Source organism: Streptomyces sp. HSW2009 (assembly GCF_040240285.1).
Classification (GTDB): Bacteria; Actinomycetota; Actinomycetes; order Streptomycetales; family Streptomycetaceae; genus Streptomyces.
Genome location: NZ_JBEHZD010000193.1, coordinates 1 through 12,828 on the forward strand (window position 1 = coordinate 1; position 12,828 = coordinate 12,828).

A 12,828-nucleotide genomic window follows, 5' to 3' on the forward strand; every position below is an offset into this window, starting at 1 on the left:
GGGGGGGGGGTGGGGGGGCGCCCGCCCCCCCCCCCCCCCCCCCCCCCCCCCCCCCCGCCCGCGGGGGGCCCCGCCCCCCCCCCCCCCCCGGGGCCCCGCCCCCCCGCGGCCTCGCCGCTCCCCCTCCCGCTCCCCTGCTGGCCCCGTCCGGCTCCCGCCCCCCCCCCGCCCCCCCCCCGGGGGCGGGGGGGGGCCCGCGTCGTACGGCGCTGGCTCGTCCCCCGTTCGGCGGCCGGCCCGCGTGTCGCGGCGTACCTCGGCTCGGGGCCGGTCGGGGTTGGGGACGCAGGTGCGTGGGCCGTACGGGTGCCGCAGCGTACGGGGCATGGCGTACGGGTACCGCGGCGTACGGGGAAAGGCGCACGGAGACGAGGCGTACGGGCGCGGCCCGAGAGGGAGGGGCGGCCGGCGGGGCCGGTCGGACGGGGGTGTGGCGCTGCCCCTCGCGCGGGTCGCGTGCGCGTATGCCAAAGGCCCCGTGGACAGCGGACTGTCCACGGGGCCCGGGTGGTGCCGGTGACGGCGCGTTCGTACCAGCGGCGTGCGCCGCGCCGTCGGGCCGTCGGGGCGGGCGCGCCAGGTGGGCGTGCGCGCCGGTGACGGCTGTTGTTCGGCTATTCGGCGAGGGTCGCCTCGGCGTCCAGGGTGGCGCCGACCGCCTGGAGCACGGCCGCGATCTTGAACGCCTCCTGGATCGTCTCCCGGTCCACGCCGGCCTTGCGCAGCACCTGCTCGTGCGAGTCCAGGCACATGCCACAGCCGTTGATCGCGGAGACCGCGAGCGACCAGAGTTCGAAGTCGACCTTCTCCACGCCCGGGTTGCCGATGACGTTCATCCGCAGGCCCGCACGCAGGTTGCCGTACTCCGGGTCCGACAGCAGGTGCCGGGTCCGGTAGTAGACGTTGTTCATCGCCATGATGGCGGCGGCCGACTTGGCCGCGGTGTACGCCTCGGCCGTCAGGTTGGCCTTGGCCTCCGGCTCCAGCTCCCGCAGGACGCGCGGCGAGCGCGAGGCGATGGCGCAGGCGAGCACCGTGCCCCAGAGCTGCTGCTGCGGCAGGCTGGAGTTGCCGATCACCGAACCGAGGTTCAGCTTCAGGTCCTTGGCGTAGTCCGGGACGGCGGACTTCAGGTCATCGAGTGCCACGGGTGTCTCTCAGTCTCGTTCGTTCACTCGCCGGAGAGCAGCGCGACCGGGTCGAGGGTCTCGTCGCCCTTGCTCCAGTTGCACGGGCACAGCTCGTCGGTCTGGAGGGCGTCGAGGACCCGCAGGACCTCCTTGGGGTTACGACCCACGGAGCCGGCGGTGACCATGGTGAACTGGATCTCGTTGTTCTGGTCCACGATGAAGACGGCGCGCTGGGCGAAGCCGTCGGCACCCTCGACGCCGAGCGCGCGCATGAGCTCGTGCTTCGAGTCGGCCAGCATCGGGAAGGGCAGGTCGTTCAGGTCGGCGTGGTCCTTGCGCCAGGCGTGGTGCACGAACTCGGAGTCGCCGGAGACGCCGAGGACCTTGGCGTCACGGTCGGCGAACTCGTCGTTCAGCTTGCCGAACGCGGCGATCTCGGTCGGGCAGACGAAGGTGAAGTCCTTGGGCCAGAAGAAGACGACCGACCAGCCGGTCTTGAACTCCTCCGAGCTGAACTCCTTGATCTCCAGCTTGTCGACCGAGGGGCCTTCGACGCCGAGGAGCTTCCAGTCGGGGAACTGGTCACCAACAGTGAGCACGCGATCTCCTTGTGAGCGAGGAAACCCCTGTGGTAGCGGGGTTCCAGGGGCTGGACGAGTGCCACAGTGCCACAGGAGGCATTGATCGCGGAAATAGCTAAACTGGGAACAGTTGATCGGAGGTGGTTATCAGTGGTGTCGCCCAGCACACCCGTGAGCAGGCCGCGACAGCCGAGCCTGGCCCAGTTGCGGGCCTTCGCGGCCGTCGCTGAACACCTGCACTTCCGCGACGCCGCAGCGGCCATCGGCATGAGCCAACCCGCGCTCTCGGGGGCCGTCGCCGCCCTTGAGGAATCGCTCGGCGTGCAGCTCCTTGAGCGTACGACGCGAAAGGTACTGCTCTCACCTGCGGGGGAGCGACTGGCCGAGCGTGCCCGTACGGTACTGGACGCGGTCGGCGAGCTCATGGAGGAGGCGGAGGCGGCGCGCGCGCCGTTCACCGGAGTGCTGCGGCTCGGGGTGATCCCCACCGTCGCCCCTTACCTGCTGCCGACCGTGCTCAAACTGGTCCGCAAGCGGTATCCGCTGCTCGACCTCCAGGTGCACGAGGAACAGACCAGCTCGCTGCTGGACGGCCTCGGCCACGGCCGGCTCGATCTGCTGCTGCTCGCGGTGCCGCTGGGGGTGCCGCAGGTGACGGAGTTGCCGCTGTTCGAGGAGGACTTCGTCCTGGTGATGCCGCAGGACCACTGGCTCGGCGGGCGCGGTGACGTGCCGCGCGAGGCGCTGAAGGAACTCGACCTGCTGCTCCTTGACGAGGGCCACTGCCTGCGGGACCAGGCGCTCGACATCTGCCGCGAGGTGGGCCGCACCGAAGGCGCCCCGGTGACCACGAGCGCGGCCGGCCTCTCCACCCTGGTGCAACTGGTGGCCGGCGGCCTCGGCGTGACGCTCCTCCCGCGCACCGCCCTGAAGGTGGAGACGGCCCGCAACGACCAGCTCACCACCGGCTGCTTCGCCGCCCCGGCCCCCGCCCGCCAGATCGCCCTGGCCATGCGCACGGGCGCGGCCCGCCAGCGCGAGTTCGAGTCCTTCGCGCAGGCGCTGCGCGAGGCGATGCGGGTGTTGCCGGTGCGGGTGGCTGAGGTGGGGTGAAGCGCCCCAGGGGCGGGGGTGTGCGGGCGAGGGCGACGGTGAGGACGTCGGCTGCCTCGAAGGGGAGGCGCCCGCCGATGAGAGGCCGGCCGCCTGCCGGTGTGTTTCCGGTGGTGGGGGCTGCAGCGGCCGGCCGCTGGCAGCACCTCTTCACAGCGCGACGACAAGCCCCAACGTGGGCGCCAGCGTCGCCAGTGCGCTCAGTGGCCAGTACAGCCGGGGCCGCGGCGTCGAGCCGTCCCGGGGCGGGCGGTTGAGCAGCCACCAGGCCAGTGCGAAGAGGAGCACGACCGGGCCGCCGAGCAGCAGCCAGGGCAGCGGGCCGTCGTTCTCGGTGGGCTCCGGTTCGGTCCAGCCGATTGCCGCGAGGGGCCAGTTGGCGGCGAAGTACCACAGGAGCCACACCGGGATCACCCCGGGGATTCCGAGCAGCACGTTCGCGGTGAGGGCCTTGGCGGCCCACGCACATGACGCGGGCCCGGTCGGCGACGGCTTCAGCATGGGCCCATTTTCCTGGCCCGGGTGGTGGCGTGTGCGGCGGTGGTTCTTCGTGGCGCGCAGGCGGCTGATTCGGCCTGCTCCGGCATCGTGCACCACACGGTCGTGCACGATGCCGGAGCTCTGCACTAGTTCGCCGCTCTGGTGGCGACGTGCCAATCAATCAAAGGCGCGATAGCAATGCGCCGGGTAATGAATGAGGAATGCATTAGTTGCAGGGGAAGACGTACTTGCTCGTGTAGTCGATGTAGAGTTTGCTCGGGCTGTTCCCGGCCTTTGCGGTCACGCGTGCGCAGGCGACTTTGGGAACGTAGACCGGGCCCGCGTGATCGGTGAAGTATCCCGAGTCGGTGCCGCAGTTCTTGCCGTCGATGTCGCACACGCTCAGGTACATGTACTTCTTTCCCTCGGCATTGTTGTCGAGGACCGCGCACCCCTTTCCGCTCTTGTTGATGTAGGTGAAGAGGGCCGCGAGCCGCAGTCGGGGGTCCGTCCCTTCGGGTAGCGGCTTGACGCCGCTCACCGTGTCGAAGCCCGCGCCACACAGAGTGGCAGCCGCAGAGATAGCCGCCGGGTCCTCGGCGGCGATCAGACGGGTGTCCGCGTCCGCGCTCGCGGACAGCGTGACGGACGGCCGCTCGATTGCGGTCGCGTGCGGTGCGGACACCAGCGCGCCGACGAGGGCCGAGGTGGCGACGACCGAGTGCAGCAGTACTTTACTGGAGCTTATGAGAACCACTTCCTTTTGTGGAAAGGGCGGAATCGGCTCCCCCTTCCTCACCCCTTGCTGGATTTCGAGATGTGAAGGGAGGGGTACCGCTCGATCGGCTCGACCTTATCCGTACGAAGCCGGGGTGGGCAGGGGTTTATTTCCGATATCGCGAAAAAGCGACATCCTGGTGTCACCTAGCGTGGCGGCCCTCTGGGAATGGGGAGGTAATCTGCAGGGTGGGACTGTGGGTCGAGGTATTTGGGAGATTACTGTGTGTTAATTTAGTGGCGTGAGTCACATCGAGGAAAGGGGTGCGGTAAGACGAAACCCGGCCGTGGGCGGGGTGCGTGTCGGCCATTTGATGCATGGCAGCAAAGTGATGGGTGCGGCAGCCGGGTCCGAGGAAGCCGGCTGCCCCTCCGTACGGGAACCACGCCGCCGGCCCCCGCCCGCAGCTCATGCGGGTGGGGGCCGGCGGCGTCGGCCGGGTGGGGCCGGGCGCGCGGGGGCTACTCCGTGCGGAGGCCGTCCGGGCGCATCATGCGCCAGAGGGGCGGCAGGCTGGTCAGGGTGACCAGGGCGATGACGCCGGCGCCGATGCCGACCATGGGGAACATCGAGGACCAGTCCTGTACGGGCCTGTCGACCATCTTCAGGAGGACCACGCCCAGCGTGGCGCCGCCGAGGACGGACAGCAGCAGGCCGATGACGACCGGGATGGCCGTCTGCCACAGGACCGAGTAGGCCAGCGTGGTGCGGCGGGTGCCGAAGGCCACCAGGACCGACAGCAGGCGCCTGCGCTCACGTAGCTGTTCGAGCTGGGTGACGACCATGGAGGCGCCGATGAGCAGCAGGGTGACCGTCGCGCCGACGAACAGGCCGGTCTGGATGTTGTCGAAGCGTTGGCTGCGCTCCACGTCGGTGTAGACGTCCACGCCGGCCGTCGGGTCGAGCCGCACCATCGCATTGCGCAGGTGCTCCAGCGCATCCGGTGCCTTCGGGTCCACTTCGAGCCGCATGGAGAGCCCGGCCGGCGTGTCCAGCTTCTCGATCGGCAGCGCCTTCGGCGTGGCCACGATGGCGTTCGCCAGGTCGCCCGGGGCCACTCCGGTCGGCTTCACGACGGGGGAGGACTGCGGCACCGTCCACAGCGGCCTCGGCACGCCCTTCTCGCCCTGGGTGTCGGGCGCGAGGTCGATGCGGGTGCCGGGCCGGACGGGGGTGCTCAGGCCGTCCTGGGTCAGGAAGGTGTCCCCGTCCTTGCAGGAAGACAGGTCGAAGAGGGCGCGCAGGCTCTGGCAGTCGGAGATGAACAGCGTCGTTTCGATGGTGTCGTCGGTGGTCCCGGGGCGGGCGCCGGCCAGCGTGAACGTGGAGCGGATGCTGGCCACCACGTCCCGGGTGCCGTGCACCCCGCGGACGGTGGAGATGGCGTGCTGGACCTCGTCGTTGTTGCTGACGTCGGCGATCACGGCGATGTTCGGGTCGCTGGGGCCGAGCCCGGTGTGGGTCTCGAAGTCGTCCTGGACGCCGGCGAACAGCATCTGGATGGCGATCGCACCGGCCACCGCCACGGTGACGCCGCTGATCGTACGGGCCGCCGTACCGCTGCTCAGTTGCAGCCGGCGGACGGCAAGTTGCCAGGACAGCGGGCCGTGCTTGAAGCGGTTGACGAACCCTTCGACCAGCCAGGCCAGCAGGGTGGTGACGCCGATCAGGACGAGCATGGCGCCGGCCGCCACCTGGTAGGTGTTGAGGTCGCTGCCCTCCCGGTAGCTGACCTCGCCGATCATCGGCAGCAACAGCGCGAAGCCGAGCGCGGGCAGCGCGAGGCGCCACCACAGCCGGCGCCGCTTCGGGGCGCCGCTGCGGACCACGCCCAGCGGCTCGATGGCGATGCTGCGCATCGCCAGCAGCGTGACGAGCACGGCGCAGGCCGGTACGGTCACCGCCACCAGGACCGCGAGCGCCGGGTGCGGCGCCACGTCGGACGGGAAGACGTTGATGTCCCACACCGTGACCGAGCCGGCGAACTCCCGCCCGACGAGGAAGAACGCGGTGCCGACCAGCAGCCCGAACAACGCGCCGACCAGTGCTTCGCCGGCTGCGATCCGGTGCGTCATGCGCAGGTCGGCGCCGACCAGGCGCAGCGCGGCCAGCCGCCGGTCGCGCTGTTCGCCGCCGAACCGCACCGCCGTACCGATGAACATCGCCACTGGCATCAGCAGCACCACGCACACCATGACGACCAGCAGGATGAGCACGGCGCTCATCGGCTCGCTCTCACCGGTGCGGCCGAACCGGTCGGCGCGCTGCGCGTTGTCCTCGGTGATCTTGTCGTTGCCCGCGATGAACATCAGCTCGGCGGGGCCGCGCAGGCCCTGGTCACCGATGGTGCCGACGACGCGGTACGCGGCGAACCGCTCCCCGAGCACCTTCGCGTCGTCGCTGCGCAGCAGGTCCCGCAGGGCGGGCGAGACCAGCATCTCGCCGGGGCGCGGAATGCCCGTGGTGCCCGGCGGGGTGGGCGGCTGCGCGCCCTCCGCGCGCAGCAGGTGGCCCACGATCTCCTGGTCGTGCCAGGCGGTGCTGCCGTTCACGTACAGGAAGGTGTGCGGGCCCGGCTTGAGGCTCTCCTCGTAGAAGACGGGGACGTTGCGCGCGTCGCCCCGCTCGCCGCGGCTGCTGAGGATGCTCGGCACGGAGGCCGCGAGCAGCAGCAGCGCGACGCCGAGGCCCACGCCGATGCCGGTGAGCGCCGTACGGGTCCAGCCGGCCCGGCCGCCGGCGACGGCGAAGCGGGCGCCGAGCCCGAGGTCGCGCACCCAGGCGGCGAGCCCCGCCCGGGCCCTGACCCCGAGCGGCCGGCCGCCCGCGCTGGGGCTGGCGCCGCCGGACACCGGTGCGTCCGGGGCCTCGGCCTGCGGCGCGCTCGGGTGCGGTTGGGTGATCATGCGACGCCCGCCATGTCCCGGGCCTTGCCGTCCCGTACGACGACCTCGCGGTCGGAGTACGCGGCCACCCGTGCCTCGTGGGTGACGAGCACCACCGCGGCCCGGGTGTCCCGTGCCGCGTCCGTGAACAACTGCATGACGCGCTCGCCGTTGAGCGAGTCGAGCGCGCCGGTCGGCTCGTCGGCGAAGAGCACCCGCGGCTGGGTGACCAGCGAACGCGCCACCGCCACCCGCTGCCCCTGGCCACCGGAGACCTCGCTGGGCCGCTGGCCTGCGACGGTGTCCACCTCAAGCCGCCCAAGCCACTCCAGGGCCTGCGCCTCGGCGGCCTTGCGGCCGGTGCCGTTCAGCCGCAGCGGCAGGGCCACGTTCTCCAGGCAGGTCAGCTCGGGGACGAGCTGGCCGAACTGGAAGACGAAGCCGAACTCGCTCCGGCGCAGCGCGCTGCGCTCCCGGTCGGGCAGCGCGGACCTCGCCCCGCCGCCGGAGGAGACGGTGCCCGAGTCGGGCTGGACGATCCCGGCCAGGCAGTGCAGCAGCGTGGACTTGCCGGAGCCCGACGGGCCCATGATCGCGACGACCTCGGCGGGGTGGATGGAGAAGTCGGCGCCGTCCAGGGCCGGGGTGGGCCCGTAGGACTTGTGCAGTCCGGAGGCGACGAGCAGGGAGCCGGCGGGGGTCATCCGCGCACCGCCTTGTCGAGTTGGTCGAGTCGGGCCGCGGTGAGTTCGAGCCACCGCAGATCGGCTTCGAGGTGGAACAGCGCGTGGTCGCAGATGAGCTGGTCGGCGAGGTCGCCGTTGCGCTTGCGTTGGGTCAGGTCGCGCATCAGGCGCAGGTGCTCGGCGCGCTGGGTGTCCAGCAGGTCGGCCGCGTTGCGTCCGGTCAGCAGCGCCAGCACGACCTTGGTGTAGAGGGTCGACTGGAGGTACGGATCGGGCTTTTCGGGCTGGGCGAGCCAGTGCCCGACATCGGTGATCCCGGCGTCGGTGATGGCGTACCGCTTGCGCTCGGGGCCGCCTCCGGCCTCTATTCCGTCGACCTCCACGAGGCCGTTCTTCAGTAGCCGGGACATGGTCGAGTAGACCTGCCCGTAGTGCAGGGGGCGGTCGTGCCCGAAGCGCTCGTCGAAGGCGCGCTTGAGGTCGTAACCGTGTCGGGGGCCGGACTCCAGGAGCCCGAGAAGGGTGTGGCCAATGGACATGTCGGGGACTCTACACCATGTGTATACGCCCTATGTATAGCCGCAGTGCATAGATGATCTTCGCAGGTCAGGGGCGATGTGCTGGGTTGAGGAGGGGGTGGGGTCTGTGTGGGGCCGGGGTGGCGCCTCTGGTTGCGCCCCCGGCGGCGGAGGGGTGGGTTCCGCGTGCGGCCGGGGCGGCGCTCCGGATTGTGGAGGGTTGGGTTCCGTGCCGGGTCGGGGCGGCGCTCCGGATGCCGGGGGGTCGGATTCCGTGCTGGGGCGGGGTGGTGCCCCGGCGGCGGAAGGGTGAGTTCCGTACGGGGCCGGGGCATCCGCCCGCGGCATGCGAAAGGCCCGCTCGGCGTCGGTGGACGGTGCCGGGCGAGCCTGCGGGGGAGTGGAGCTGCGGGAGGGGTGGGTGTGTGGAGGGTGTGCGGTGGGGTGGGTGCGCGGTGGGGTGGGGCGGATTCGGCTTGGGGTGGGTCGGGCGCGCGCCGCACCCGGATTCCGCCGCGCCCCGCCCCACTCCTCCGCGAGGCGCCGCGCCTCACCGCGAGGCGCCGCGCCCCGCACTGGCGCGAGGCGCCGCGCCCCACCTCCCCGCCGCGGCGGAGTCACGTACCCCGCCCGGTGCCCTCCGATGTGTCGGAAATCTCCGTACGGTTCGGGTCGTTTGGCCCGGGCTGATAGCGCGGCCCGGGCGGATCAGGCGCCTCGGCCGGATCAGGCGCCCCCCCTCGGCCGTCCGCCCCGGGTCGATCACATGCCCCCGGCGGATCAGCCGATCCCGTAGCGGACTTCGGTGGCCGGCCGCGGCGGGGGATCGCGCCGACGCCGCCCGGGAGTCGGCCGGCGTCCGCCAGCGCCCGGCGGAGCAGGAACTCCACATGGGCGTTGGCGCTGCGGAGTTCGTCGCCGGCCCAGCGGGCCAGCGCGTCGTGGACGGCGGGGTCGAGCCGCAGCAGCATCTGCTTGCGCTGCTGCGGCCTGCGCCGCGGGGGCTCCTCCGTCACTGGTAGAGCGATCCCGTGTTCAGCACCGGCTGCGGGGAGCGGTCGCCGCAGAGCACGACCAGCAGGTTGCTCACCATCGCCGCCTTGCGCTCCTCGTCCAGCTCCACGATGCCCTGTTCCGCGATCCGCTCCAGCGCGTCCTCGACCATGCCGACCGCGCCCTCCACGATCTGGCGGCGCGCCGCGACCACGGCCCCGGCCTGCTGCCGCTGGAGCATGGCCGACGCGATCTCGGGCGCGTACGCGAGGTGCGTGAAGCGCGATTCGATGATCCGTACGCCGGCCGCCGCCACCCGGGCGTGCAGTTCGACCGCGAGCTTCTCGGTGATCTCCTCGGCGTTGCCGCGCAGCGACAGACCGCCCTCGTCGTGTGCGTCGTACGGGTACTCGATGGCGATGTGCCGCACGGCCGCCTCGGTCTGGGTGGCGACGAACTCCAGGAAGTCGTCCACCTCGAACACGGCCTGCGCGGTGTCCTCGACCTTCCAGACCACCACGGCCGCGAGCTCGATCGGGTTGCCGTACGCGTCGTTGACCTTGAGCACCGCGGTCTCGTGGTTGCGCACCCGGGTGGAGATCCTCTTCCGGCTGGTGAACGGGTTCACCCAGCGCAGGCCGTCGGTGCGGATGGTGCCGCGGTAGCGGCCGAAGAGCTGGACCACGCGGGCCTCGCCGGGCGCGACCATGTTCAGCCCGCACATGGCGAGGAAGGCGCCGATGGAGATCAGCGGGCCGGCGATGATCAGCGGCACGCCGACCGCCGGCGTGCCGTCGCTCGCCACCGCTATGCCGGCGATCAGCAGGGCGACGCCGCCGAAGAGGCCGAAGAGGCCGCAGAGCAGGGCGAGCCCCCCGTTCACGCTGTGCGCGGGGAACTCGGTGACCCGGGGCTCCTGTCTGGCGGGCAGGTCGCCGCCGCCGGTGCTGGTGGCCGGCGTGCTGGGTGGGGTGGTGGGCGTGGGCATGGCGTGGTTCCCCGTTCGTGAGCATGGCCGCGCACGCCCGGTGGGGCCGGGGGTGCGGCGTCGAGGCGGTCGTTCCTCAGCTAGCAAAGTGTTAGCACATTAACGCACCGGGACAACCCTCGGCGCCCCTGATTCGTCGGTTCCCATGGAAGGGGTGCTGATTGTCACGTCCCGAAATGGCTTGATCAATGGGCTTTTGCCGCTACTTGCGGTGTTAGCTACTTGGATTGGCTGGCTTGGGGTGAAGCGACTGGAGCGGCAGACATGAGCCGAGCGGACGACAGGCGGGCGCGCCAGAAGCGCGCTCGCCGCGGAAAGACGGAAGGGACCGGCGCGGGCGCGGCGGACGGCGCGACCGCGGCGATACCCGGCGACATATCCGGTACGTCGAACACACCTGGCAGGTCGAACACACCTGGTACGACGGGCACGCCCGGCACCACGAGCAGGTCGGGGACCGCGAGCACGCCCGGCACGGCAACCCAGAAGTCCCTGCACTCCCAGCAGGCGCAGCAGGCCCAAGAAGCCCCGCAGGCCGAGAAGCCCGAGAAGCCCGAGAAGCCCGAGAAGCCCAAGAAGCCCAAGAAGAAAGGCTTCCGCCGCTTCTTCACCTGGAAGAAGCTGCTGGCCTACTTCCTCGGCTTCATCGCCCTGTGCACCGGCGCCTTCGCCGTGCTCTACTTCTCCGTCGACGTACCGTCGGGCAACGCGGCGGCCAAGGCGCAGAGCAACATCTACCGCTACAGCGACGGCACCGTCTTCGCCCGCACCGGCGACATCAACCGCGAGTCGGTCAAGCTGTCCCGGGTGCCGAAGGACGTCCAGCACACCTTCGTGGCGGCCGAGAACAAGAGCTTCTACAACGACTCGGGCATCGACCTGAAGGGCACCACCCGCGGGGTGCTCAACACCCTGCTCGGCCGCGGCAAGCAGGGTGGCTCGACCATCACCCAGCAGTACGTCAAGAACTACTACCTCACCCAGGAACAGACCGTCTCCCGCAAGCTCAAGGAGCTGGTCATCTCGCTCAAGCTGGACCGCGAGAAGTCCAAGGACGAGATCCTTGAGGGGTACGTCAACACCAGCTACTTCGGCCGCAACGCCTACGGCATCCAGGCGGCCTCCCGCGCGTACTACGGCAAGGAGGTCGAGAAGCTGACCGTCGCCGAGGGCGCGTACCTGGCGGCGCTGCTCCAGGCCCCGAGCCAGTACGACTGGGCGGCGGCCGGGCCGGTCAGCAAGAAGCTGGTCAAGCAGCGCTGGAACTACGTGCTCGACAACATGGTCGAGAAGAAGTGGCTGGACGCCGACGAGCGCGCAGCCCTGAAGTTCCCGGTGCCCGGGCCGCCCAAGGCGGTGGCCGGCCTGGACGGGCAGCGCGGCTACCTGGTCAAGCTCGCCGAGCAGGAGCTCATCAAGGCCGGCGTCAACGAGCAGGACCTGCTGGCCGCCGGCGGCTGGGACATCACGCTCAACATCGACCGGCACAAGCAGCGCGACCTGGAGCGGGCCGTCAGGACCGAACTGCTGGCCGACCTGGACCCGGCCACCCGCCCGGTGGACGCCAGGGCGCAGGCCGGTGCGGTCTCGGTGGACCCGAAGACGGGCCGCATCCTCGCCCTGTACGGCGGCCGGGACTACACCAAGCACTACGTCAACAACGCCACCCGCCAGGACTACCAGCCGGCCTCCACCTTCAAGCCGCTCATCCTCGCCTCGGCCTTCGAGAACGACGCCCGCACCCGCGCCGGCCTGCCGATCCGGCCCGGCACGATCTACGACGGCACCAGCAAGCGGCCGGTCCGGGGCAGCACGACGCCGTTCGCCCCGCCCAACGAGGACGGCCGCAGCTACGGCCCGATCAGCGTGCAGCGGGCCATGAACAAGTCGGTCAACTCCGTCTTCGCGCAGATGGCCGTCGACGTCGGGCTCCCCGAGGTCAAGCAGACCGCGGTCGACCTCGGCATGAACCCCAAGGCCGGCGGCTTCGACGAGCGGCCCGCGATGTCGCTGGGCGTGATGGGCGCCAGCCCGCTGGAGATGGCCGGCGTGTACGCCACGCTCGACAACCACGGCAAGAAGGTCACCCCGACCATCGTGAAGTCGGCGGAGAAGCGCGACGAGAAGGCCGACCTGCCGGACCCGGTCGGCGAGGAGGCCATCAGCCGCAACTCGGCCGACGCCGTCACCTCCGTCCTCACCGGCGTGGTGGACGACGGCACCGGCTCCGCGGTGCGCACCGAGGGCCAGGCGGTGGCCGGCAAGACCGGCACCTCCGACGACAACAAGTCGGCCTGGTTCGTCGGCTACACCCCGGACCTGGTGACGGCCGTCGGCCTGTTCGGCGAGGCCGACCGCACGCAGGGCAAGGTCAAGCAGGGCCAGCAGGTCTCGCTGCGCGGCACCGGGGGCGGCGGCCGGGTCAACGGTGGCGCCTACCCGGCACAGATCTGGGCCGCGTACACCCAGGCCGCGCTGAGCGGCGACGCCGCCTCGCGGTTCGACCTCGATACGCACCTGGGGCCGGCCGCCCCGGCCACCAGGGAGCCCACCGTGGCGCCGCCGACCACCCGGGCGCCCGGTCTCTTTTTCACATCTGGCGCTGCCGCCGCTACTCCGTGTGTAGATGTCGGTGGTGGGCGGATGATTAAAAAAAAATTGGGGGGGGGGGGGGGG

Annotated in this window: 11 protein-coding genes and 1 pseudogene; 2 read left to right on the forward strand and 10 right to left on the reverse strand. The window is 71.1% G+C overall.

Annotated features, from left to right (window positions below; all coding sequences use genetic code 11):
• The 3 genes and pseudogenes from AAHZ94_RS16345 to AAHZ94_RS16355 all read right to left on the reverse strand — a co-directional run.
• Positions 1-327, reverse strand: a pseudogene (locus AAHZ94_RS16345) (hypothetical protein); the annotation flags it as partial.
• Between the two features lie 287 nt (positions 328-614).
• Positions 615-1,148 (reverse strand): alkyl hydroperoxide reductase, encoded by a 534-nt coding sequence (locus tag AAHZ94_RS16350; protein ID WP_349993618.1) that lies wholly within the window; start codon positions 1,146-1,148, stop codon positions 615-617.
• A gap of 23 nt (positions 1,149-1,171) precedes the next feature.
• Positions 1,172-1,729, reverse strand: a complete 558-nt coding sequence (locus AAHZ94_RS16355; protein ID WP_349993619.1) for a peroxiredoxin — start codon at positions 1,727-1,729, stop codon at positions 1,172-1,174.
• A 153-nt stretch (positions 1,730-1,882) separates the two neighbouring features.
• On the opposite strand from AAHZ94_RS16355, the gene AAHZ94_RS16360 reads away from it, so the two are divergent.
• The gene (locus AAHZ94_RS16360; RefSeq protein ID WP_502964692.1) at positions 1,883-2,824 is read left to right on the forward strand and encodes a hydrogen peroxide-inducible genes activator; all 942 of its coding nucleotides are present in this window, start codon (positions 1,883-1,885) and stop codon (positions 2,822-2,824) included.
• A gap of 150 nt (positions 2,825-2,974) precedes the next feature.
• On the opposite strand, the gene AAHZ94_RS16365 is transcribed toward AAHZ94_RS16360, so the two are convergent.
• The 7 genes from AAHZ94_RS16365 to AAHZ94_RS16395 form a co-directional block, all read right to left on the reverse strand.
• Positions 2,975-3,325 (reverse strand): hypothetical protein, encoded by a 351-nt coding sequence (locus AAHZ94_RS16365; RefSeq protein ID WP_349993621.1) that lies wholly within the window; start codon positions 3,323-3,325, stop codon positions 2,975-2,977.
• A gap of 205 nt (positions 3,326-3,530) precedes the next feature.
• Entirely contained in the window at positions 3,531-4,103 is a 573-nt protein-coding gene (locus AAHZ94_RS16370; RefSeq protein WP_349993622.1) for a hypothetical protein, read from the reverse strand.
• Positions 4,104-4,543: 440 nt separating this feature from the next.
• Positions 4,544-6,988: an FtsX-like permease family protein gene (locus AAHZ94_RS16375; RefSeq protein WP_349993623.1), complete on the reverse strand. Its 2,445-nt coding sequence runs from the start codon at positions 6,986-6,988 to the stop codon at positions 4,544-4,546.
• Positions 6,985-7,671: an ABC transporter ATP-binding protein gene (locus tag AAHZ94_RS16380; protein ID WP_349993624.1), complete on the reverse strand. Its 687-nt coding sequence runs from the start codon at positions 7,669-7,671 to the stop codon at positions 6,985-6,987. The genes AAHZ94_RS16375 and AAHZ94_RS16380 overlap by 4 nt, the downstream gene beginning before the upstream one ends.
• A complete protein-coding gene (locus AAHZ94_RS16385; RefSeq protein ID WP_349993625.1) occupies positions 7,668-8,192 on the reverse strand; it encodes a PadR family transcriptional regulator in 525 nt (174 codons plus the stop codon). Before AAHZ94_RS16385 ends, AAHZ94_RS16380 begins: the two co-directional genes overlap by 4 nt.
• A 596-nt stretch (positions 8,193-8,788) precedes the next feature.
• The gene (locus AAHZ94_RS16390) at positions 8,789-9,187 is read right to left on the reverse strand and encodes a type II toxin-antitoxin system antitoxin (RefSeq protein ID WP_349993628.1); all 399 of its coding nucleotides are present in this window, start codon (positions 9,185-9,187) and stop codon (positions 8,789-8,791) included.
• Positions 9,184-10,152, reverse strand: coding sequence for an SPFH domain-containing protein (locus AAHZ94_RS16395; RefSeq protein WP_349993626.1), 969 nt, complete (start codon positions 10,150-10,152; stop codon positions 9,184-9,186). Before AAHZ94_RS16395 ends, AAHZ94_RS16390 begins: the two co-directional genes overlap by 4 nt.
• Positions 10,153-10,416: 264 nt before the next feature.
• Between AAHZ94_RS16395 and AAHZ94_RS16400 the strand changes: the two genes are divergently transcribed.
• Positions 10,417-12,828, forward strand: a 2,412-nt coding sequence (locus AAHZ94_RS16400) for a transglycosylase domain-containing protein (protein WP_349993627.1), incomplete at its 3' end; no start/stop codon positions are given.